This is a genomic window from Pseudarthrobacter sp. NCCP-2145, from assembly GCF_023708005.1.
Taxonomy (GTDB): Bacteria; Actinomycetota; Actinomycetes; order Actinomycetales; family Micrococcaceae; genus Arthrobacter; species Arthrobacter oxydans.
Window position 1 is genome coordinate 1 of sequence record NZ_BRCG01000022.1, and the last position, 21,733, is coordinate 21,733.

A 21,733-nucleotide genomic window follows, 5' to 3' on the forward strand; every position below is an offset into this window, starting at 1 on the left:
CCGCCACTCCCCCGCCGCCGTCGGCCCCGCAGGGGTTCCGGGCACGCAAGCTCGCGGAACTGGACCAGCAGTACAGCAACGGTGAACTGTCCGTTGAGGAGTACATGGCCCGCCGCAGCGAGATCATGGACGGCTAGGGCACAGCGGGCGTCCGTCTCTTCAGTCGAACTCCTGGCTTAGTCCACCTGGGGGAAGCCCAGGTCGATGACTGAGGTCGCCGGGTCCGGCCACCGGGTGGTCACTACCTTGCCGCGCGTGTAGAACCGGATACTGTCCGGCCCGTACATGTGGGTGTCACCGAACAGGGAGTTCTTCCAGCCGCCAAAGGAGAAGGTGCCCACCGGCACCGGAATGGGCACATTGACGCCCACCATCCCGGCCTCCACGTCGAACTCGAACTGCCGCGCCGCACCGCCGTCGCGGGTGAAAATGGCAACCCCGTTGCCGAACTCGTTGTCGTTGACCAGGCGGACAGCGTCGCTGTAGCTGTCCACCCGGACCACGGACAGGACGGGGCCGAAAATCTCGTCGTCGTAGACCTTCATGCCGGGCTTGACGTGGTCCACCAGGCTGACGCCGATGAAGAACCCGTTCGAATCGAACTGCTGTGACCGGCCGTCAACAACCACCGTGGCACCCTCGCTTTCGGCCCCTGCAACATAGGAGGCCACCTTCTCGCGGTGTTCGGCGGTGATCAGGGGACCCATCTGGGACGCCGGGTCCGTTCCGGGGCCGATCTTCAGGGTGGCCATCCTGCTCTTGATGGCAGCCACGAGGTCATCGGCGATGTTCCCGACGGCGACGAGCACGCTCACCGCCATGCAGCGCTCACCAGCAGAGCCGTAGGCGGCGGAGATGGCGGCGTCGGCTGCCATGTCCAGGTCCGCATCAGGCAGGACCACCATGTGGTTCTTGGCGCCGCCAAGGGCCTGGACCCGTTTGCCGTGGTCGGCTGCCCGCTTGTAGATCGATTGTGCGATGGGTGTGGAGCCAACGAAGCTGACTGCTTTGACGTCCGGGTGTTCGAGCAGGGTGTCCACCGCCTCCTTGTCGCCCTGGACCACGTTCAGCACGCCGGCCGGGAGTCCGGCTTCCGCGAAGACCTCTGCGATGAACACGGCCGAGGACGGGTCCTTCTCGCTGGGTTTCAAAAGCACTGTGTTGCCGCATGCCAGGGCGCTGCCGATCATCCAGAGCGGCACCATGGCCGGAAAGTTGAACGGCGTAATGCAGGCCACCACGCCCACAGGCTGCCGGACGGAGTGGACATCCACACCGCTGGACACCTGCTCGGAGCGTTCTCCCTTGAGCATGTGGGACAGACCGGTGGCGAACTCGATGTTCTCAAGGCCGCGGGAGATCTCCCCTTCGGCATCCGAGAGCACTTTTCCGTGCTCGCTGGTCAGGATGGCGGCGAGCACGGGCTTGCGCTCGTTGAGGATTTCGCGGACACGGAAAAAGATGTTGGTCCGCTTGGCAAGGCTCGCGGCCCGCCAGGCCGGCAGCGCGGCTTTGGCCGCGGCGATGGCTTCCTCCACCCTGTCCGCGGAGGCCAGCGCCACCTGCTTTTCCTGCTCGCCGGTGGCGGGATTGAAGACGGGGCCGAAGCGCTCGGCATCGGTGACGCGGCTGCCGTTGATGTAATGCGGAATGGTGTGCACGGAGGTCTCTTTCTAAGGCGTTCAGATGGCTGTGGTGTGGACGGCGGGTTCGCGAAAACAGCTACTTCGCTGCATCGAGCGAGCCGTCGGCAAGCTTGATGATCATGGAGCAGTCCTTGCCGGCGTCACCGGCGTCGATAAGGCGCTGGTACAGCTGCTGCACATGCCGGCCGATTTCTAGCGGCGTTCCCGTGTCCTCCGCGGCGCTGATCGCCAGTCCGATGTCCTTGTTCGCCAGTTCGGCGGTGAACGTGGGTGCGAAGCCGTTGTTGGATGCGGCAGTGGGAACGACACCGGGTACGGGGTACCAGGTGCGCAGGGCCCAGCTGTCTCCGGAGGAAACCGAGGCGATGTCCCAGAAGACTTTCTTGTCCAGGCCCAGCCTGTCCGCCAGCACGGCACCCTCGGCCGTGGACGCCAGGTTGATCAGGAGCATCAGGTTGTTGCAGATCTTGGCCGCCTGTCCCGTCGTGGCACCCCCGGTGGGGATGATGTTGGCGGCCATCGGCTCGATGAAGCGGCTGGCGTCGGCCACTGCATCCGCCTCGCCGCCCACCATGAACGTCAGCGTTCCTGCCTTGGCGCCGCTCATCCCGCCCGACACCGGGGCGTCGACGAAGCGGAAGCCGGCGGCAGCGGCGGCGTCGTGCAGTTCCTTCGCGGCTGCGATGTCGATGGTGGAGGAATCGATGAGGAGGGTACGGGTATCGGCGTGCGCCAGCACCCCGTCGCCGCCCAGGTAGACCGCCTTGGCGTGCTCGCCTTTCGGAAGCATGGTGAACACGGCGTCCGCGCCCGCGACCGCCTCGGCGATGCTCCCCGCGGGCTTTACCCCACCGGCCTCTGCCGCGGCCAGGGCTGCCGGGTTGAGGTCGAACCCCCTCACGTCATGCCCGGCCTTTGCCAGGTTCGTCGACATGGACCCGCCCATGTTCCCCAAACCAATCCAACCGATTACTGCCATGGCTTAAGCTCCTTTGCTTTGTCTCCGGCCGGCGGCCGTAAAGTCTGTGTCCACCATCACACCCCGCTATAGTGCAATCAAGGGAAAAAATCACAGATGGCATGTGCACTGATGCACATAGATGGGAGGCAGGGATGGCGCAGCTGCCGAGTCCGGACGACCTGCTGATCCTGCTGACAGTGGCCCGGCTGGGGCGTTTCAACGCCGTCGCCGAAACGCTGGGCACGACGCACACCACCATTTCGCGCCGGATCCTGGCCCTCGACAGGCAGCTGGGCGGCCGCACCCTGGAGCGAAGCCCGCATGGGTGGGAACTGACGGAGCTCGGAGCTTCGGCCGTCGCCGCGGCGGAAAGGATCGAGGAAACACTGGGTTCACTGGCCGCTGCCACAAGCCAGGACCGGGACGCTCTCTCCGGCATGGTGCGCATCAGCACCTCGGACGGTTTCGGCGCCGAATTCGTCACGCCCGCGCTGGTCCGCCTGCAACAGCGGCATCCACTGCTGAACGTGGAAATGTTGAGCGCCACGCGCAGGGTCAGCCAGAACCGCTCCGGCGTGGACCTTGAGGTGGTGGTGGGCCGCACCGACGTGAGCAACGCCCAGGCCATCTTCCTGACCAACTACTTCCTCCGGCTTTACGCCAGCCCCGCCTACGCGGCGGAGCACGGCCTGCCGGGAACGCCCGACGGCGTGGGGCAGCACGGCTTCGTCTCTTACGTTGAGTCGGCGCTCCAGGTGGCCGAACTGGGGCACCGGTCCTCGCAGCTGCCGATGCCGAAGTCCAGCTTCCAAGCGACGAGCATTTTTGCCCAAGTCGAGGCGGTCCGCCGGGGCGCCGGGATCGGGCTGCTGCCGAACTTCATGGTGGCGCGCAACCCGGATTTCGTTCCGGTACTTCTCGAAGCGTTCCAGCGCCAGGTCCCCATCTGGGCCGTGGCCCGCCCGGAGTCGCTGCGGTCCGCGCGGGTGCAGGCCGTGATCGGCGCGCTCCAGCATGAGGTGGCGGAGCGCCAGGATCTGCTGGCCGCCTGAGCTGCTGTTGGGACACTGCGCTGTTGACAACCCGGGTAGTGGCCGGCGTGCCGGTTTCACGCCTGGAAGAGCCGCCTCACCACCTGCCCGGCTGCGAGGGCATCAAGGCCTTCGTTGATCTCCGCGAGGGGCCTGGTGTCCGTGTGCAGCAGCTCAACGGGGAGCCTGCCCTCGCGCCAGTACCCCAGGTAGAGGGGAATGTCCCGGTCCGGGACGGCATCGCCCATGTAGGAGCCCAGCAGCCGCTTGCCCGCGCCGGCAAACTGCAGCGCAGGCACCGTCAGCTCCGCGGTGGGGTGCGGCAGGCCGACGGAAACCACGGCGCCGCCCCTCGTCACATGCCCGAGGCAGGACGCAATCACCCTTGCCGAGCCCACGGCCTCGACCGCGATGTCCACACCGTCACCGGCGGCTTCCGCGATCAGGCGGCCGGCGTCCTCCGGAGTCCCCACCGCGGTTGCCCCACACTTCAGGGCAAGTCCGTGCTTGGCCGTGTTCGGATCAATGGCAATGACGGCGGAGGCACCGGCGAGCGCGGCAGCCATAACGGCCGAAAGCCCCACGGCACCGAGACCGAAAACGGCGATGGACTGGCCCTCCCGGATGTCGGTCGTGTTGAGGACGGCACCCATTCCGGTGAGCACGGCGCAACCGAACATCGCCGCGACTGTGTCGGGGACGTCGTCGTCGATCACCACCACTGATTCGCGGGCCACCACCGCGTAATCCGCGAACGCCGAAACCCCCAGGTGGTGGTTGATCCGCTCCCCCGCAGGCGTGCGCAGCAGCGCCTCGCCGTGCAGAAGGTCCCCGGAGCCGTTGACCTCCGCTGCCCGGTGGCAGAGCGCGGGCCGCCCCGCCAGGCAGGCGCGGCAGGAACCGCAACTGGGGACGAAAACGAGGACAACGTGGTCCCCCACCGCAACGTCGGTGACGCCCTCACCCACCGCCGCCACACGTCCCACGGCCTCGTGCCCCAGTGCCATGGGAAGCGGCCGGACGCGGGATCCGTCCACGACTGACAGGTCTGAGTGGCACAGGCTGGAGTAGGTGACGGTGACACCCAGCTCGCCGGCGCGGGGTTCGGGACGGCTGAGCTCCTGGACCACCAGCGGCTGCGCTTCGGCATAGCTGGTGCCGGGAGGGACTGTGGAATAGAGGACTGCTGCTCGCATGGTGTTCCTGACTTTATGGTTGTCAACAGGCAGCTGCCCGGCCCTGCGCTGCGTGCAGGTCCGGGCAGCTGCCGTGTCCGTGATGCTGTGCCGTGGGGACTGCTTCCTGACGGCTATTTCTTGGCTGCGGCCAGAAGGTCGGCGGTGCCCTGGGCGTCGGCGGCATCAACGTCATGCAGCGAGATACCGCGGGTTTCCTTGAGGAAGAACACTGAGATCGCAGTCACCACGCAGGCGCCCAGGAGGTAGAACGCAACCGGAACGGACGAGCCGAAGCTGCCCAGCAGCGAGCTGGCGATGATGGGCGCCAGCGAGCCGGCCACGATGGAGGTCACCTGGTAGCCGAGGGAAACGCCCGAATACCGCATGCGGGTGGGGAACATTTCGGCCATGATGGACGGCTGGCCGGCGTACATGAGGGCGTGGAACAGCAGGCCGATGGTGATGGCCGCCAGGATAACCATGTCATTGCCGGTGTCCATCATGGGGAAGGCGAAGAAGCCCCAGGTTCCGGCGAGGATTGCACCGGCCATGTATACCGGGCGGCGTCCCAGGGAGTCGGACATCTTGCCCACCAGGGGTACTGCGCAGAAGTGGATGAAGTGTGCCACCAGCAGGAGGAGCAGGATGCGGGAGGTGTCCGTCTGCACAACCACCTTCAGGTAGGTGATGGAGAACGTGACCACGAGGTAGTAAAGGATGTTCTCCGCGAAGCGCAGGCCCATGGCGGTGAACACGCCGCGAGGGTACCGGCGGAAGACTTCGGCAACACCGTAGCCCTTGTTCTCGACAGTGACTTCCTTGCGGGCCTCCAGGAAGATCGGCGCGTCCTGGACCTTGGTGCGGATGTAGTAGCCGATGATGACGATCACTGCGGAGAGCCAGAAGGCTACGCGCCAGCCCCAGCCGAGGAAGGCTTCCGGGGAGAGGGTGGAGGACAGGGTGAACAGCACGGCGGTGGCGAGCAGGTTGCCCATGGGGACAGCGGACTGCGGCCAGCTTGACCAGAAGCCGCGGGACTTGTTCGGGCTGTGCTCGGCGACGAGGAGCACAGCGCCGCCCCATTCGCCGCCCACCGCGAAGCCCTGGACGAAGCGCAGGAACACCAGCAGCGCCGGCGCCCAGTAGCCGATCTGCGCAAAGGTCGGCAGGCAGCCCATGAGGAAGGTGGCAACACCCACCAGGATGATGCTCAGCTGCAGCAGCTGCTTGCGGCCGAACTTGTCGCCGAAGTGGCCGAAGACGATGCCGCCGATGGGGCGGGCAACGAAGCCGACCGCATAGGTGACGAAGGCTGCGATAATGCCGTCCAGCTCGGTTCCGGAGTTGGGGAAGAACAGCTTGCCGAACACGAGAGTGGCGGCGGAGGCGTAGAGGAAGAACTCGTACCACTCAACCACGGTGCCGGCCATGGAGGCCGTGACGACCTTCTTCAGGCCTGAGGACTTGACGTCGGTTTCCTCGGGCCGCCGCGCGGCGGACTTTTCCGTACTCATTGATGAACTCCTTCGGCGTCTTCTTCGACACCACTGGGACAGTCTGAGGCGGATACGTGTGATTTTGGCCACGAACCGCCGGGTCCCAACGAGTATGGTCCGCCTGAACGCCAAGCTCAACGGCGAATCATGCAGAGGCTATCTGCATAAATGCACATTTACCTGCCTGTGAGGGGCAGCCTTAAGCCGAAAGGTGCGCCCTGAGCTGGCGGCCCAGCTGGCCTATTTCGGTCAGGAAGCCGTCATGGCCTATCGGAGCTTCAATGACGTGGACGTCCACTTCTCCCGGCAGGGCGGCGGCAAGTTCCCGGGACTGGGCCGGGAAGTAGAGCCGGTCAGAATCCACGGCTGCCACAAAGAAGCGCGCACCCGACCGCGCCAGGGTCTCGGGAAGCGGCCCCCGGCCCCGGCAGATGTCGTGGCTCATCAGGGCCTCGGTGATGGCGATGTAGCTGTTGGCATCGAACCGCCGGACCAGTTTGTTTCCCTGGTGGTCCAGGTAGCTTTCCACCTGGTAGCGTCCGCGGGCGGCCAGGACACCACCCTGCAGGGGCGACTCCGGAGCCTGCGGTTCGCGGCCGAACCTGCCTTCGAGTTCCGCCGCTGAGCGGTAGGTGATGTGCGCGATCCGCCGGGCCAGGGCCAGCCCGTCCTCCGGGAAGGGACCGCCGTAATAGTCGCCGCCCTTGAAATTCGCATCCTGGCGGATCGCCAGGGTCTGCGCCTGGGCGAAGGCAATCTGCTCGGCCGTGCTTGCGGCCCCCACGGAAATCACCGCGCAGCGCTGCACCCGCTCCGGGAACGTGATGGCCCACTCAAGTGCGCGGGCTCCGCCCATGGAACCTCCGAGCACCGCAAACCAGCTCCTGATCCCCAGCTGGTCAGCCAGCCGGGCCTCTGCCACAGTGCTGTCCCGCAGCGTGACCAGGGGAAACCGGGATCCCCAGGGAGCCCCGTCCGGTGCCGGCGACGACGGACCGGTGGACCCGTAACAGCCGCCCACAATGTTGATGGACACCACAAAGAAACGGTCCGTGTCCACGGGCGCACCCGGCCCTGCCAGCTGCTCCCACCAGCCCGGTTCGTCGGTGTCGCCGCGGGTCACGTGGGTGCTGCCGGTCAGCGCGTGTTCGATCAGGACGGCATTGCTGGCATCCGCGTTAAGGGTGCCCCAGGTTTCGTAGGCCAGCGTGACGTCGGGCAGGTAGCCGCCGGCTTCAAGTTCCAGCCCCCCAACGGAGGCATAGCGGACAATTCCGTGTTCGGGGACGGTGGTACGGGTGACGGTAACCGTCATGGCAAGACCTCTTCTACGCGCTTGCCCGCCGTCGAATGACCGGCAGGCCAGGTCTTCACCCGGGGCACCCCACCGCGGAAGGAGGGTTGCCGGCCAGCAAGCCGGGGCTGTCACTGGCACTCATGACCTTGTTCGAGTGTACGAAACAGCCCCCGCCTGCTGCCAAGAGTGTGACTGGTTGTGACTTCCCCGGCTTGCCGCCGCAGTGGGTTCCCTGGGCGTCCGGCTAGGCTCCGGTAGCGTCCTTCGCTGCCCGGAAGCCTGCTTCCAGGTCCGCCAGGATGTCATCAATGTGTTCGATGCCCACGGACAACCGGACCAGCCCGGGGGTTACGCCGGCAACAGCCTGCTGCTCCGGGGTCAGCTGGCTGTGGGTGGTCGACGCCGGGTGGATGACAAGGGAACGGACGTCGCCGATGTTCGCCACATGCGAGTGCAGCTCCAGCGCGTCCACGAAGCGCTTGCCCGCCTCGGCTCCGCCAGCGAGGTTGAAGGACACAATCGCGCCCGTGCCCTTGGGGCCATACTTGCGGCCCCGCTCGTACCACGGGCTGGAGGGCAGCCCCGCATAGGCGACGGATTCGACGTCGTCCCTTCCTTCCAGCCAGCGCGCCACTTCCGTGGCGTTGGCAACGTGCCGTTCCACGCGCAGGCTCAACGTCTCAAGGCCCTGTGCGATCAGGAATGCATTGAACGGGGAGACGGCGGAGCCCAGGTCCCGGAGCAACTGGACGCGGGCCTTGAGGATGTAGGACAGGTTGGCGCCCAAGCCACCGTCCTTGCCGAGGTCCCTGGCGTACACCAGCCCGTTGTAGGTGGGGTCCGGGGTATTGAAGCCCGGGAACTTTGCGGGGTCCTTGCCGAAGTCGAAGTTGCCTGAGTCCACGATCACGCCGGCGATCGCGGAGCCGTGGCCGCCCAGGTACTTGGTTGCCGAATGGACAACGATGTCCGCTCCCCATTCCAGAGGCCGGATCAGGTACGGGGTGGACAGGGTGTTGTCCACGATGAGGGGCACACCGGCATCGTGTGCCACCTGGGAGATGCCATCGATGTCCAGGACGTCCTGCCGGGGGTTGGATACCACTTCGCCGAAGAACAGCTTGGTGTTGGGCTGGACCGCGTCACGCCACTGGTCGAGGTTGTCCGGGTCCGCTACGAAGGTGACGGAAATACCGAACTTCTTCAGGGTGTGGGCGAAGAGGTTGTAAGTCCCGCCGTACAGGCTGGGGCTGGCAACGATATGGTCCCCCGCCTCGGCGATATTGAGGACGGCGAAGGTCTCGGCCGCCTGGCCTGAACTCAGCAGCAGTGCCCCCAGCCCGCCTTCAAGGCTGGCGACCCGCTGTTCCACGGCCTCCTGGGTGGGGTTGCCGATGCGGGTATAGATGGGTGCCAGTTCAGCAAGGGCGAAGCGGTTGGCGGCGCTCTCGGCGCTGGGGAACACGAAGGACGTGGTCTGGTAGATAGGGAGTGCCCGGGCGCCCGTGGCACTGTCCGGCTCCTGTCCTGCATGGATCTGGCGGGTTTCGAATGACCATCCGTTGGACAATTAAGGCTCCTTTGACTGGGCCCGGCATGCTCGAAGCACCGCGGGCCGCGCTTGCCATCCGGCCGATTACCGGACAGCCAGGTCCTCACCCGGGGCACCCCACCGCGGAAGGAGGGTTGCCGGCCAGCAAGCCGGGGCTGTCACTGGCACTCATGACCTGAGCCCAGTGTAGGAACAGCGGGTGTCCGCCGCCATGAGTGTGACCGGTTGTGACTTCCGGCCCTGGTCCGGGGCGGAATTGTCCTCACGCAGGGCGGGTGGAGAGGCCCCGGATGTTGATTTCCCAAGGTTCCACAGGAGATGCGCAGGATTGCGCGAAGTTTGGCCGTTTGACGCCGGTCCTCCGTTAGATTTGAGCCGGGAAATCGTCACCCGGCAGTTCTCCTCAGACACCAAAGGAACACATTCCGTTGCCCCAGTTCTTGCGCCTGGCACGTCGCGCCGTCCTTCTCTCCGCCGTCGCCCTCTGCTCAAGCGCGGTGGCAGCAGCGTCCTGGCCGGCACCCGCCGCGGACGCCGCCCCCGCTGCGCCTGTTGCCTCGCCGGCAAACGACGGCGGCCGCTACCTTGTCCAATTCGCCCCGGGAAGGGACGTCCCGGCCGAGGCGGCGGCCCTCCGCGCCCAGGGAATCGGTGTCACCCGGACATTTACGAAGGCCGTGAAGGGCGCCGCCATCGAGGCCAGCGCGGCGCAGGCTGCCGCCCTGCTCCGCTCCGGCCGGGCGGCAGCAGTGGAGCCGGACCACGCCGTCACTGTCTCCGAGACGCAGCGCAACGCCCCGTGGGGGCTCGACCGGATTGACCAGCAGGCTCTTCCCCTTTCCACCACCTACACTCCTGCTGGCACCGGCCAGGGCATCAGGGTCTACGTCGTGGACACCGGGATCCTCGCGTCACATGTCGATTTCGGCGGCCGTGTCACGGCGGGGTGGACAGTCAAGGCTGACGGCTTGGGCTCAAGCGACTGCAACGGACATGGCACGCACGTGGCAGGAGTAATCGGCGGCACCGTCCATGGTGTGGCCAAATCCGCCACCCTCATTCCGGTGCGGGCTTTGGCGTGTGATGGCTCCGGCCTCTACTCGGACATCATCGCAGGGCTCGACTGGATTGCAGGGCAACACCGGCCTGGCACTCCCGCCGTCGTCAACCTGAGTGTCGGCGGCCCCACCAGCAGCGTGCTCGACGCAGCAGTCCAGTCCATCATCTCCAACGGCATGCCTGCCATCGTCTCAGCCGGAAACAACGCTGTGGACGCCTGCACGGCTTCCCCGGCCCGCACCCCCGCCGCCGTCACAGTGGCGGCCAGCGATTCTTCGGATCGTCAGGCCTCTTTTTCCAACTTCGGCAAATGCGTAGACCTCTATGCTCCCGGCGTTGGCATCAGCTCCACCTGGCACACGTCGACGACGGCCACAGCCTCACTCAGCGGAACGTCCATGGCCACCCCCCATGTGGCTGGCGCTGCCGCACTCATCCTGTCCGGCAACCCCCTTTTGACACCTGGGCAGGTGGCTGATCGGCTGGTCTCTTCCGCGTTCGGGGGAACCATTACAGCAACCGGAAATGGAACGCCGAACCGGCTGCTCCAAACCCCGTCAGCTTCGGTCAACGCCTTTGCAGTGGGGGGCGCGATCGGGGCCAAGTACTACTCAATGGGCGGACCGGCGTCGCAGCTGGGCGCTGCCACCAGCCAGGAGCAGACCGTCCAAGGCGGGGCACAGCAGCAGTTCCAACATGGCCTGATTTTCTGGTCTCCTTCAGGTGGGGCACACCCGCTGTGGGGAGCAATTGAGAAGAAGTGGTTCAACGGGCATGACGCGGGCTACCCCATCCGGGACGAGGAACCTCTGGGCGGCGGAGCCATAGCCCAGCACTTCACGAACGGAACGATGTACTACACACCGCAGATTGGCCTGCATTACATCGGAGCCGGAATCCGGGAGGCGTGGTGGAATAAGGGAGGGCAGACCGGAGTAGCCGGTTATCCTGTGTCCGACGAGAGCCGCTGGTATGAGGGAGGCGCCGTCCAAGCCTTTCAGGGCGGAACCTTTTATTTCACACCCCAGTACGGAACCAGGCTGCTGCAAGGGGCCATCCGATGGGAGTACGAGCGAAGGGGAGGCTATCTCTTCATCGGGCGCCCGGTCACCGATGAGTACTCCTTGAATGCGTCCACTCGTGCACAGCGCTTCGACAACGGCATCATCTACTGGTCCAACGGAAGCATATGGACCGACCGGCTTTAGGGTGCAAGCCAGACCGGTCCATAAGCGCGCATTCCCGGCCGTTGTCAGCAGGGAATTCGAGCACGGCTGCCGCCAAAAATCCCAGTAAGGCTACCCTTAGCTGAGAGCCCGATCACAAAGTGCCAAGATGTTGCCATGCGCATGGATCACGTCTCTTACGCCTGTGAACACGATGGCCTGGCTGCCACCACCGAACGTATTTCCTCTGCCCTCGGAGTTGAGGCAGTGAAGGGTGGAGTGCACCCGCGGTTCGGAACCCGGAATATGATCATCCCGCTTGCGGGGCACAAGTACCTTGAGGTCGTTGAGGTCCTGGACCACCCGGCTTCTGACAAGGCCCCCTTTGGCCAGGCAGTGCGGGCACGCTCCGCCGCAGGTGGCGGATGGATGGGCTGGTGCGTCGAAGTGGACGACCTCGCCCCCTTCGAGGAACGCCTGGGACGCTCGGCAGTCAACGGCAACCGCAAATTCCCTGACGGCCGCGAACTCGTGTGGAAGCAGATCGGCATCCTCGGCTTGATCGCGGACCCCCAGGTCCCGTACATGCTCAAGTGGGAGGGCGACCCTTCCCTGCACCCGTCCAACGCCTACGAGAGCAACGTCAAGATGAGCTGCCTCACCATTGCCGGATCGGCAGCCCGGGTGACCGAGTGGCTGGGTGAACCAGTGGAGAAGCCGCTGGAAGACGTAGCCGTGGAGTGGGTGGCGCCGCACGGAACCCCCGGGATCCTTTCGGTGACATTCGAGACCGCCAACGGGGCAGTCACCATCTGACGCTCCCCCGCCTGCCCGGGCGTCCCCGTCCGGGCACCAACATGGGCAGGAAATGCCTTCTGCCCGACAAAGCTTCGGCCGCCATCAGCAGGTGACAACGGCGTCACCCGCCGATGGCGGCCGAATTCGTCTCCTGGCTGCGTTCCAATGCGCAGGGCGCCACTGTGCTATCTCCCGGCTGCCCCAGGCCAAACGTCATTGTCGGACCCCCTTGGCAGGATGGGTTTATGGGCAGGGAAGCGGTGGCGAGGGCGTTTGCGGATATCAGGGCCGCCCTTGCCGTGCTCAATGCGGAGGTGGACGGGTGCGGTTCGGAGCCGTTCTCTGCTGCCGATCCCTTAGCCGGGATGGCGGAGGGGAGCCTGGACATCCTCGCCGGCGCCAGGGAGGCCGAAGCCGGGCTTGCAGGCCTGAAGGCCCGCGCTGCCATGAAGTACGCCGACACCGCCCATACCCTGGCCCCTCCCGGAATGCCGGTGCAGGCACAGGAAATGGCCGTGGCAGCCGAGATCGGGTGCGTGCTGGCCCTCGGGCCGCGGGCCGCCAGCACGTTCCTGTCCGCATCCCACGCGCTGACCACCACCCTGCCCCTGACCCTCGCGGCCCTGCACGCCGGCACGATCTCGTGGCAGCACGCCCGGGTCATGGCGGACGAGGCAGCCACCCTCGACCCCGCCGGCGCCGCCGCCCTGGAAGCCCACTTCCTGGACCCGGACACACCACGACCAGCCGCCGCAGCAACGATCGGGGAGATGCCCGCGCACCGGTTCAAACACAAAGCCCGGACCTGGCGCGAACGCCACCACGCCGAATCCATCGAGCAACGCCATACCAAGGCCGCGGCGGACCGGCGGGTCGAATACCGGCCTGACCAGGACGGCATGGCCTGGCTCTCGGCCTACCTCCCCGCCGACCAGGCCATAGCAGGCTGGAACCGGCTCAACGCCCTCGCCCGCGCCGCACAAGGACCCACCGAACCCCGCACCCTCACCCAACTCCGCGCCGACCACTTCGCCCAAGCCATCCTCACCAGCGGCACCAACACCAGCAGCGGCGACGGGGCAGGTGCCGGAACGGATCTCACCCCGTCTTCGTCAATCCGGGCGCAGGTCCTCGTCACCGTGCCGGTCGTCTCCCTCATGGGAGTAACCGACGAGCCCGCCATGCTCGACGGGTACGGACCCATCCCAGCCTCCATGGCACGGGACCTGGTCGCTGACGGAGCTGATTCGTTCCACCGGGTCCTGGTCGATCCGCGGGACGGGGCCCCGCTGGAGATCGGCAGGAGCAGCTACCGGGTCACCAAAGCCACGCGGAACTGGCTCCGACTAAGGGACGGCCAGTGTCCTTTCCCCGGCTGCAGCAACAGCTCTTTGGATAACGAGGCAGACCACATCCTCGCCTGGCACCACGGCGGAACCACCGGGATCAGCAACCTCGGACAACCCTGCCCAAAACACCACAAACTCCGGCACACCAGCAGGTGGAAACCAACACCAGCCACCAAAAACCAACCACCCGGCTGGACCTCACCCACCGGCCGCCACTACACAAGCGAACACCAGGACTGGGAACCACCCCACTGGCCAGAGTCTGCCCTGTCCGCCATGCCCGCGCACCTGAAACCAGAGGAGCAGCGCCGGGAACGTCTCAGGGGGGCAAGAACACCGCCAGCAGCCCTGCCCGCCCGTGCCCGCTGATCGTGGCTGCCTCGCTGGCGACCTTCCGTGGCCAGAACCTCCACCGGAGGAATTACTACCTCCTTCGGAGGAGCCTGCGGGCGACAACCTTGTGGACCCTGACGACATCCCGGCTGATGACTGCCTCTGGGAGCACTTCTACGCTGCCCCGCCCGTCTTGGCGGAGGACCCGCTCAGGGAAGTGGAACCGGTACTGACCTAGATGTCACCTGATGCCCGTCGTTGTGCCCACCGGCCCCGCAGTCGTGCCCATCAATCCCCCGCCGTCGCCCCCAAGGATTCAGCCCAGCCCGACTGCCTTGCCGAACAGGCTGAAGCCCACGAAGGCCACAATATCCAGCAGCGCGTGGGCAATGACCAGCGGCATCACCCGCCGCGTTCGGGTATAGAGCCACGCGAAGACGATCCCCATCACCACGTTGCCGATAAAAGGACCGAAGCCCTGGTACAGGTGGTAGGTGCCGCGAAGCAGCGAGCTCGCCAGGATGGACAGCGGAATGCTCCAGCCGAACTTCCCAAAACGGTTCATCAGGTATCCCACCACGATGACTTCCTCCACCACGGCATGGCGCATCGCGGACAGGATCAGCACCGGCACCGTCCACCAGTACGCGTCCAGTGCGCTGGGGATGATGGCCGTGGTAATCCCCAGCGCCCTGCCTGCGGCGTAAAGCCCCAGGGAGGGGACGCCGATCAGCGCCGCCAAACCCAGGCCCTGGAGCAGATCCCGGCCGGGGCGGGCAAAATTGAAGCCAAGCTTGTGGAACGCTGACCCCGTATTACCGCCTTCGCCGGTCGCGGCCTGCCGATGGTCGGTAAGGAAGTAGAGCACCAGCAGCACCGGAACCAGCGCGAAAAGGATATCCAGCAGCTGGTACGTCAGGTCGAAGTATTCCCGGGTGCTCTGCGAGCGGTTGAGTGTGGAGGTGCCTTCCGCCAGCGGTGCACGGGTCATCTTGTCCAAGAGCTGAACCACGGAGTACACAGCAGACTGGCCCAGGGACAGGCCCAGGACAATCCAGACTTCAAACCTAAGGCGACGGCGGGAGGGAACCAGCATGCTCCCATCTTGCCTTCAGTTTCTGGATCCGGGCTGATTGCCCATCCAGTGTCACGCGGGTACCTGCCCGGCTGCCTCCAAGGGATCCGTCAGGCTTGGATCCGCAGGGCCCGGGACGCCAGCCAGTGCCTCCCATCCGGCGGCGCGGCACCAGCGCCGCGCCGCCGGTGCCGCCCAGCCAAAGCTGCTCAGCCGGCGGCGACGATCACTTCCGTGCCATTGGCTTCGAAGGCGGCCTTGTCCTTCGCCGAGATCCCGGAATCTGTGATCAGCCGGGTGAAGTTGTACCCGTCCATGGTGGCAAAGGCACGCACTCCGACCTTTGACGAGTCCGCCAGGACGTAGGAAACCCGTGCCCTGCTGGCTAGGAGGGCATTGACGGAGGCCTCACCCTCACCCGTATTGGTTGGCCCCACTTCGGGATCAATGCCGTTCACGCCGATGAAGGCGATGTCCAGCACCACCTTCTGCATGATGATGTCCGTATAGGGACCCACCAGCTCGTAGGAACGTGGATTGAGGATCCCTCCCGTGACCATGACTTTGATGCTGGGCCGGACCGCCAGCTGCGAAGCGATGTTAATGGCGTTCGTGACCACTGTGAGGGTGGGCTGGTTGGATGGAGCGTTGAGGTCCTCGCGCGTGGCAAGGATCTGTGCCAGCGCTGTGCTGGTGGTCCCGCCGCACAATCCGATCACGGCACCGGGCGCTATCAGCGCAGAGGCAGCGTGGGCAATCTGCTCCTTGGCCTCGGCGTGGTCATCGCGGTTGTACCGGCCGGGCAAATCGTAGGCAAGGGCTCCCGTGGTGGCGCCGCCGCGGGTCCTGGTGAGGAGCCGGCGCTTGGCCAGGCTGTCCAGATCGCGCCGGGCGGTGGCTGGGGACACGTTCAGGGTGCTGACAATCTCTTCGACCTCCACCTGGCCGGTCCGTGCAAGGAGGTCAAGGATTGCCGTCAATCTGTCAGTGCGGGTCATGCAGGGCCTCCACGTACTCAAGCCACCACTCCAGATGACGTTTTATGATCATAACAGACCTCAAACGATCACCTAACGTCAAATAGAACCGGAAGCTACCGCGCCTGCTTTCCTGCCCGCCACACAGCGTATGTCAAAGGCATCCCCGGCCGGTAGGCGAGGTGGGTGGCGGATGGCGCATTGAGGACATGCAGATCCGCCCGGTGTCCGACGGCGATGGACCCCACCGCCCGTTCGCCGTCGGCGTCGTTCCCTGTGTCCTTGTGCAACGCGAGGGCTCCCCCGTACGTGGCTGCCCGGACAGCTTCATGGACGCTGAGGCGCATCTGCAGCACGGCCGTGGCAACGCAAAACGCCATGGAGCTCGTGTAGGACGTTCCCGGGTTGCAGTTGGACGCGAGCGCCAACTGGACGCCGGCGTCCAGGAGCGCCCGGGCAGGGGCCAGCGGCTGGCGGGTGGAAAGGTCGCAGGCAGGCAGGCAGGTCGCAACCGTGCCGCGGCTGCCGCTGCCCGTGCCGGCGTCCCAACCGGTCCAGGTCCCGGCCAGGGCATCGACATCTCCGGTGGCGAGGTAGTTAACGTGGTCCACGCTGGCGGCACCGAGCTCCACCGCGAGCTGCACGCCCGGACCTTCGCCAAGCTGGTTTCCATGGACGCGGAGTCCCAGGCCGGCGTCGCGGCAGGCCAGCAGGACCCGCCGGGACTGTTCCGCGGTGAAGGCTCCTTCCTCACAAAAGACGTCCGCCCACTGCACAAAGGGCCGGACGGCATCCAGCATGGGACCGCATACCAGGCTGGTGTATTCCTCCGGGTCCTGCCCCGCGGGAACCAGGTGCGCCCCCAGGTAGGTGACCTGGTCCGCCACGGTGGAGGCAATCCGCGCGCTCCGGGTTTCGTGCTCAACATCCAGGCCATAGCCCGTTTTTGTCTCGAGGTAGGTGGTTCCCTGCGAGACGGCTTCGTCAACACGGCCAAGCGCCAGGCGGGTCAGGTCAAAATCCGACGTGGCGCGGGTCGCGTTCATGGTCACCGCGATGCCTCCAGCCGCGTAGGACTCCCCCGCCATCCGCGCCTCAAATTCGGCGGTCCGGTCCCCTGCGAACAGCAGGTGGGTATGGGAGTCCACCCAGCCGGGCAGCACGGCGCGGCCTCCCACGTCCACGGCGTCATCCGCGGCCGGAGCATCGGCAGCAGCGCCGATCCATGAAATCCGCTCACCCTCCACCACCACCGCGGCGTCCTTCAGGACCCGGTGCTCCAGGTCCTGCGTCATCAGCTCGGCAATATTGGTAATCAGGGTGCTCATACAGCCATTCTTCAGCGCCGCACGGACCAGCGGGTGGCCGCCAGCGCCTGCGCTGTCCGGGATTCCGGACCCGCTGTCCCGGCTGCGGCAGCTGCACCGGCCCCGCCCGCAGCACCCTGGCCCGCCAAAATCTGGGCGGCTGCGAGTTCCGCCATGGCCGAAGACGTCTGGAATCCGTAGCCGCCCTGCCCGGCGAGCCAGTAGAAGCCCGGAGCCTCGGCATCGAACCCCGCCACCGGAACGCCGTCGGCCGCCTCAGTCCGCAGCCCCGTCCATGCCCTGCGGACTTCCGTGATTCCCAGCGTGGTGATCCGGTTCAGCCTGTGCATTAGCCGCTCGATGTCACCCGCCCGGGGCCGGGCATCTTCGGGCCCGCTGGGCTCCGACTCGGAGGGCGAGATGAGCACGTCGTCCCCGTCCCGCCGGAAATAGAACGAATTGTCCGCTGCCGCCACCATGGGGCTGTGCTCAGGCAAGGGATGGTCGACGGCGGCAATCGCCGCCGTGCGCCGGTACGGCTGGAGTCCGAGTTTTTCCACGCCGCTGATCACGGCAAGTTCGTCCGCCCAGGCGCCGGCAGCGTTAACCAGGACACCCGTTTGGAAGCCCTCCGTGCCCGCGCCCACCTGCCACCCGGAACCAAGCCGTTGCGCGGTATGAACCCTGGCGCCGGTAATAATGTCCACCCCGGCAGAGGCGGCCCTCCCCCGGTGGTCCTCCAGCAGCAGCGGCGCGTTGCATCCGAAGGACCCTTCATCCAGCCCCGCGGCCTCGAAGGTACCGGGGACCAGCGCCGGGCAAAGCTCCAGCGCCTCAGCGGGGGTAATGGACCGCATGAGCCCACTGGCTTCCGCGGCCACGTCTTCCTTTGCGCCGATCAGCATGAAGCTGCGGGGCGTCAGGATGGGTTCGGGCAACTCCGCATCGCGGGCGGCAAGCAGCTCAAGCGTCCGGACGGTCAGTTCCTGGACCACGGGCGGGCCGTAGCTCGGAATGAACTGGCGGGCCGAGCGGGATGACGTGTGGTACGCCAGTTCCTGTTCCGCCTCCACCAATGCCACGCTGCATTGGCCCGCCAGCGCGGACGCCAGGGACAGTCCGGCAATGCCGCCGCCGACAATCAGGACATCATAGTGAGCTGCCATTTCCCTATCCTCGCAGACTTGGCTCCCGGCGCTACCCTTCCTGGCCTGCTACCTCGGCACGGCTGGCGACGAAGGCACGCACGCACGCTTCGACGTCGTCCGCCGAGTGCGCAGCCGATAGCTGCACCCGGATCCGCGCGGCACCCCGCGGAACCACCGGGAAGCTGAAGGCAGTGACAAAGACGCCGTGCTGCAGCATCCGGTCAGCCACCTTTGCAGCCAGCACGGCGTCGCCGAACATCACCGGCACAATGGCGTGTTCGCCGGGCAGGAGGTCAAAGCCTTCCTCGGTCATCCTGCGCCGGAACAGGACAGCGTTCTCGAAGAGCGTGCGCCGCAGGTCCGCCGAGTTCTCCACCAGGTCCAGGGCCTTGATGGTGGCTGCGACAATGGCCGGAGCCACCGAGTTTGAGAACAGGTAGGGGCGGGCCTTCTGGCGGAGCATGGCAACTACCTCGGCCCGGCCGGACACGTAACCGCCGGACGCTCCGCCCAGCGCCTTCCCGAACGTTCCGGTGTAGATGTCCACCCGGTGCGACACACCGGCGTGTTCGGGCGTGCCCGCACCCGTCGCGCCCATGAAGCCGACGGCGTGGGAGTCGTCCACCATGACCAGCGCGTCGTGCTTCTCGGCGAGGTCGCAGATGGCCTCCAGCGGGGCGAGGTACCCGTCCATGGAGAAGACGCCGTCGGTGACCACGATCTTGCGGCGGGCGTCCTTCGCCTCCACAAGCTTTGCCTCGAGGTCTGCCATGTCCTGGTTGGCGTACCGGTACCGCTGTGCCTTGCAGAGCCGGATCCCGTCGATGATGGAGGCATGGTTCAGGGCATCGGAGATGATGGCATCCTCCGGCCCGAAGAGCGATTCGAAGACCCCGCCGTTGGCGTCAAAGCAGCTGGAGAACAAGATGGTGTCCTCGGTGCCCAGGAAGCGGGAAACCCGGGATTCGAGTTCGAGGTGCAGGTCTTGGGTTCCGCAAATAAACCGCACGCTGGCCATGCCGAAGCCTCGCTCGTCCATGGCCGCCTTGGCCGCGTGGATGATGTCCGGGTGGTCCGCCAAGCCAAGGTAGTTGTTGGCGCAGAAGTTCAGCACGTCCGCGCCCGTCTGCCCGATCTGTCCGGCGGTGATGTGGCTGGACTGCGGGGAACTGATGCTGCGTTCGGTCTTGAAGAGGCCTGCGCTGCGGATATCGTCCAGCTCCGTGCGCAGCTGGTCCTTGATCGAGGTGTACATGGTGTTCCTTAGAGTTGGGTCCAGTCGAGGACAACTTTGCCACCTGCGCCGCTGCGGGCAAGGTCGAAGCCCTTCTCCCACTGGCCGGCAGGGAGCATGTCCGTGACGACGGCGGATATTCCCGCATGCAGCACGGGGTTCGAGGAGAGCATGGCGCTCATGGCGTACCAGGTTTCATACATTTCGCGGCCATAGATGCCCTTGAGCGTGAGCATGTGGGTGACCACCTTGCCCCAGTCGATGATGATGTCCTGGCTGGGCAGGCCGAGCATGGCGATCCGGCCGCCGTGGTTCATGTTGTCGATCATCTCCGGCAGCGCACCGGGATGGCCGGACATTTCCATGCCGATGTCGAAGCCCTCCCGCATGCCGAGGTCGCGCTGGGCATCACGCACGCGGGTGGTGGAAACATCGATCGCGAGGTCTGCCCCCAACCGGCGGGCGAGCTCAAGGCGTGGGCGCGAAACGTCGGTGATGGCGATCTTGCGGGCCCCGGCGTGCCGGGCAACGGCGATGGCCATCAGGCCGATGGGTCCGGCGCCGGTGATGAGCACATCCTCCCCAACCAGGGGGAAGCTGAGGGCGGTGTGCACGGCATTGCCGAATGGGTCGAAGATGGCACCGAGTTCGGGCGTGACCGAGGAATCGTGGTGGACCCAGACGTTGGTTTCCGGGATCACCACATACTCGGCGAACGCACCGTCACGCTGCACGCCAACGCTGACGGTATGGATGCACATTTGCCGCCTGCCGGCGCGGCAGTTCCGGCAGATCCCGCACACCACATGGCCCTCCCCGGACACCCGGTTTCCCACTTTGACGTCGCGGACGTCCTCTCCGGTTTCCACAACCTCGCCATAGAACTCGTGGCCCGGGATGAGCGGAGCTTCAATGATCCCCTGCGCCCAGGAATCCCAGGACTGGATGTGGAGATCGGTACCGCAGATGCCGGTGGTCATGACCCGGATCTTCACATCAGCAGGGCCCGCCACCGGTTCGGGGCGGTCCACCAGTTCGAAGCCGGCCTGGGGTCCGGCCTTATACAGAGCCTTCATCGGCTTCCTCACTCTTTGTCTGTCGTTGGCAGGTCCTGCCTTCCCTATTACAACGAGGTAGAAGCTTTAGCACAACAGCAAAATACTCAATCGACGATGTAGCGTTTCCTAACGCATAGACTGCTGTGATGGAGATACACCAGCTTGAGATCCTCCGCGAACTGGGCGCCCTCGGAAGCGTCAAGGCAGTGGCGGACACCCTCATGGTCACCCCGTCCGCCGTCTCCCAGCAGCTGGCCCTGCTGCAGCGGAAGGTCGAGGTGCCCCTCACCCGGAAGGAGGGCAGGAACCTCGTACTCACCGAGGCGGGCCAGGTGCTGGCCGACGCCGGGGCCGCTGTCCTCAGCGCCATGGCGGATGCCAAGGATGCCATCGGGAATTACCACGGATCCGCTGCCGGCAGGGTAAGCCTGTGCGGATTCCACAGTGCGGGGCAGGCGGTCTTCGCCCCGCTCGCCCGCATCCTCGCCGCCCCTGGACAGCCGCGGATAGAACTCTCGGACGAGGACGTGGCCCAGCAGGACTTCCCGGCCCTCACCGCGCGCTATGACCTGGTGCTCGCCCACCGGATGGACCACAGCCCGCGCTGGCCTGCCGAACGGGTGACGGTGATCCCGCTTGCCCACGAGCCCCTGGACGTGGCTTTGCCTGCCGGGCACCCCCTCGCGGCCAAGGCAGCGGTCACGGCGGACGACGTCGGCGGCGAGGCCTGGGTGACCAGCCACGCCGGCTACTCCCCCGCGGACGTGCTGTCCGCCGTCGCCGCCGTATCCAGCCGCGAGCCGAACATCGTCCACCGGATCAACGACTACTCCACGGTGGCCGCCCTTGTTGCCACCGGCGGGGTGGTGGGCTTGCTCCCCAGGTACACCGCGGGGCCGGTACTGAATCCCGATATCGTGCTGCGGCCGCTCAAGGGAATCAGCACCCGGCGGCGGATCGACCTGCTGGCCAGGCCTGAAAACCTGAAGCGGCGGTCCGTAACTATGGTCTGCGAAGCGCTGCAGGGCATCATGGCGGGGCTAGTGGAGCAGGGTTGACCCAACCAAG

17 protein-coding genes and 2 riboswitches are annotated in these 21,733 nt (G+C 66.0%); of the genes, 5 read left to right on the forward strand and 12 right to left on the reverse strand.

What is annotated here, in order from left to right:
- Window positions 1–176: 176 nt before the first annotated feature.
- Both NFU08_RS16895 and mmsB read right to left on the reverse strand, forming a co-directional pair.
- Window positions 177–1,661, reverse strand: a complete 1,485-nt coding sequence (locus NFU08_RS16895; RefSeq protein ID WP_251424787.1) for a CoA-acylating methylmalonate-semialdehyde dehydrogenase — start codon at window positions 1,659–1,661, stop codon at window positions 177–179.
- A 61-nt stretch (window positions 1,662–1,722) separates the two neighbouring features.
- Window positions 1,723–2,625 (reverse strand): 3-hydroxyisobutyrate dehydrogenase, encoded by a 903-nt coding sequence (gene mmsB, locus NFU08_RS16900; protein WP_251424790.1) that lies wholly within the window; start codon window positions 2,623–2,625, stop codon window positions 1,723–1,725.
- 134 nt (window positions 2,626–2,759) lie between these two features.
- Between mmsB and NFU08_RS16905 the strand changes: the two genes are divergently transcribed.
- Window positions 2,760–3,659, forward strand: a complete 900-nt coding sequence (locus tag NFU08_RS16905) for a LysR family transcriptional regulator (protein ID WP_251424792.1) — start codon at window positions 2,760–2,762, stop codon at window positions 3,657–3,659.
- A 56-nt stretch (window positions 3,660–3,715) separates the two neighbouring features.
- Here the strand turns inward: NFU08_RS16905 and NFU08_RS16910 are convergent, their stop codons facing one another.
- From NFU08_RS16910 to NFU08_RS16925, 4 genes are all read right to left on the reverse strand, one after another.
- The gene (locus NFU08_RS16910; RefSeq protein WP_251424794.1) at window positions 3,716–4,834 is read right to left on the reverse strand and encodes an alcohol dehydrogenase catalytic domain-containing protein; all 1,119 of its coding nucleotides are present in this window, start codon (window positions 4,832–4,834) and stop codon (window positions 3,716–3,718) included.
- A 113-nt stretch (window positions 4,835–4,947) separates the two neighbouring features.
- Window positions 4,948–6,330: an MFS transporter gene (locus NFU08_RS16915; RefSeq protein WP_174179573.1), complete on the reverse strand. Its 1,383-nt coding sequence runs from the start codon at window positions 6,328–6,330 to the stop codon at window positions 4,948–4,950.
- 181 nt (window positions 6,331–6,511) lie between these two features.
- Window positions 6,512–7,627 carry a homoserine O-acetyltransferase gene (locus NFU08_RS16920; RefSeq protein ID WP_174179571.1) on the reverse strand — a complete coding sequence of 372 codons (1,116 nt, stop codon included), beginning with the start codon at window positions 7,625–7,627 and terminating at the stop codon, window positions 6,512–6,514.
- Between the two features lie 12 nt (window positions 7,628–7,639).
- Window positions 7,640–7,755: riboswitch (SAM riboswitch) on the reverse strand.
- Window positions 7,756–7,853: 98 nt separating this feature from the next.
- Window positions 7,854–9,179: a bifunctional o-acetylhomoserine/o-acetylserine sulfhydrylase gene (locus tag NFU08_RS16925; protein ID WP_251424796.1), complete on the reverse strand. Its 1,326-nt coding sequence runs from the start codon at window positions 9,177–9,179 to the stop codon at window positions 7,854–7,856.
- A gap of 42 nt (window positions 9,180–9,221) precedes the next feature.
- Window positions 9,222–9,337: riboswitch (SAM riboswitch) on the reverse strand.
- Between the two features lie 252 nt (window positions 9,338–9,589).
- On the opposite strand from NFU08_RS16925, the gene NFU08_RS16930 reads away from it, so the two are divergent.
- From NFU08_RS16930 to NFU08_RS16940, 3 genes are all read left to right on the forward strand, one after another.
- Window positions 9,590–11,428 carry a S8 family serine peptidase gene (locus NFU08_RS16930; protein ID WP_251424798.1) on the forward strand — a complete coding sequence of 613 codons (1,839 nt, stop codon included), beginning with the start codon at window positions 9,590–9,592 and terminating at the stop codon, window positions 11,426–11,428.
- Between the two features lie 135 nt (window positions 11,429–11,563).
- Window positions 11,564–12,202 (forward strand): VOC family protein, encoded by a 639-nt coding sequence (locus NFU08_RS16935; protein WP_174179567.1) that lies wholly within the window; start codon window positions 11,564–11,566, stop codon window positions 12,200–12,202.
- Between the two features lie 227 nt (window positions 12,203–12,429).
- Window positions 12,430–13,902 carry an HNH endonuclease signature motif containing protein gene (locus NFU08_RS16940; protein WP_251424800.1) on the forward strand — a complete coding sequence of 491 codons (1,473 nt, stop codon included), beginning with the start codon at window positions 12,430–12,432 and terminating at the stop codon, window positions 13,900–13,902.
- A gap of 280 nt (window positions 13,903–14,182) precedes the next feature.
- On the opposite strand, the gene NFU08_RS16945 is transcribed toward NFU08_RS16940, so the two are convergent.
- From NFU08_RS16945 to tdh, 6 genes are all read right to left on the reverse strand, one after another.
- Window positions 14,183–14,962 carry a CPBP family intramembrane glutamic endopeptidase gene (locus tag NFU08_RS16945; RefSeq protein WP_174179563.1) on the reverse strand — a complete coding sequence of 260 codons (780 nt, stop codon included), beginning with the start codon at window positions 14,960–14,962 and terminating at the stop codon, window positions 14,183–14,185.
- A gap of 188 nt (window positions 14,963–15,150) precedes the next feature.
- Window positions 15,151–15,939 (reverse strand): DeoR/GlpR family DNA-binding transcription regulator, encoded by a 789-nt coding sequence (locus NFU08_RS16950; RefSeq protein ID WP_174179561.1) that lies wholly within the window; start codon window positions 15,937–15,939, stop codon window positions 15,151–15,153.
- Between the two features lie 95 nt (window positions 15,940–16,034).
- Window positions 16,035–17,246, reverse strand: a complete 1,212-nt coding sequence (hutI, locus tag NFU08_RS16955) for an imidazolonepropionase (protein WP_251424802.1) — start codon at window positions 17,244–17,246, stop codon at window positions 16,035–16,037.
- An 11-nt stretch (window positions 17,247–17,257) separates the two neighbouring features.
- Window positions 17,258–18,391 carry an FAD-binding oxidoreductase gene (locus tag NFU08_RS16960; protein WP_251424804.1) on the reverse strand — a complete coding sequence of 378 codons (1,134 nt, stop codon included), beginning with the start codon at window positions 18,389–18,391 and terminating at the stop codon, window positions 17,258–17,260.
- A gap of 31 nt (window positions 18,392–18,422) precedes the next feature.
- A complete protein-coding gene (locus tag NFU08_RS16965; RefSeq protein WP_251424805.1) occupies window positions 18,423–19,628 on the reverse strand; it encodes a glycine C-acetyltransferase in 1,206 nt (401 codons plus the stop codon).
- A gap of 8 nt (window positions 19,629–19,636) precedes the next feature.
- Window positions 19,637–20,683, reverse strand: a complete 1,047-nt coding sequence (gene tdh, locus NFU08_RS16970; protein WP_251424807.1) for an L-threonine 3-dehydrogenase — start codon at window positions 20,681–20,683, stop codon at window positions 19,637–19,639.
- 128 nt (window positions 20,684–20,811) lie between these two features.
- Between tdh and NFU08_RS16975 the strand changes: the two genes are divergently transcribed.
- Window positions 20,812–21,723: a LysR family transcriptional regulator gene (locus NFU08_RS16975; protein WP_251424809.1), complete on the forward strand. Its 912-nt coding sequence runs from the start codon at window positions 20,812–20,814 to the stop codon at window positions 21,721–21,723.
- Window positions 21,724–21,733: the final 10 nt, after the last annotated feature.

What these genes read in the sequence shown, in the direction of transcription:
- NFU08_RS16975 (WP_251424809.1), top strand. Translation starts at nt 20,812, where the DNA reads ATGGAGATACACCAGCTTGAGATCCTCCGCGAACTGGGCGCCCTCGGA.
- tdh (WP_251424807.1), bottom strand. Translation starts at nt 20,683, where the DNA reads ATGAAGGCTCTGTATAAGGCCGGACCCCAGGCCGGCTTCGAACTGGTG.
- NFU08_RS16940 (WP_251424800.1), top strand. Translation starts at nt 12,430, where the DNA reads ATGGGCAGGGAAGCGGTGGCGAGGGCGTTTGCGGATATCAGGGCCGCC.
- mmsB (WP_251424790.1), bottom strand. Translation starts at nt 2,625, where the DNA reads ATGGCAGTAATCGGTTGGATTGGTTTGGGGAACATGGGCGGGTCCATG.
- NFU08_RS16920 (WP_174179571.1), bottom strand. Translation starts at nt 7,627, where the DNA reads ATGACGGTTACCGTCACCCGTACCACCGTCCCCGAACACGGAATTGTC.
- NFU08_RS16910 (WP_251424794.1), bottom strand. Translation starts at nt 4,834, where the DNA reads ATGCGAGCAGCAGTCCTCTATTCCACAGTCCCTCCCGGCACCAGCTAT.
- hutI (WP_251424802.1), bottom strand. Translation starts at nt 17,246, where the DNA reads ATGAGCACCCTGATTACCAATATTGCCGAGCTGATGACGCAGGACCTG.
- NFU08_RS16960 (WP_251424804.1), bottom strand. Translation starts at nt 18,391, where the DNA reads ATGGCAGCTCACTATGATGTCCTGATTGTCGGCGGCGGCATTGCCGGA.
- NFU08_RS16915 (WP_174179573.1), bottom strand. Translation starts at nt 6,330, where the DNA reads ATGAGTACGGAAAAGTCCGCCGCGCGGCGGCCCGAGGAAACCGACGTC.
- NFU08_RS16935 (WP_174179567.1), top strand. Translation starts at nt 11,564, where the DNA reads ATGCGCATGGATCACGTCTCTTACGCCTGTGAACACGATGGCCTGGCT.
- NFU08_RS16945 (WP_174179563.1), bottom strand. Translation starts at nt 14,962, where the DNA reads ATGCTGGTTCCCTCCCGCCGTCGCCTTAGGTTTGAAGTCTGGATTGTC.
- NFU08_RS16965 (WP_251424805.1), bottom strand. Translation starts at nt 19,628, where the DNA reads ATGTACACCTCGATCAAGGACCAGCTGCGCACGGAGCTGGACGATATC.
- NFU08_RS16905 (WP_251424792.1), top strand. Translation starts at nt 2,760, where the DNA reads ATGGCGCAGCTGCCGAGTCCGGACGACCTGCTGATCCTGCTGACAGTG.
- NFU08_RS16950 (WP_174179561.1), bottom strand. Translation starts at nt 15,939, where the DNA reads ATGACCCGCACTGACAGATTGACGGCAATCCTTGACCTCCTTGCACGG.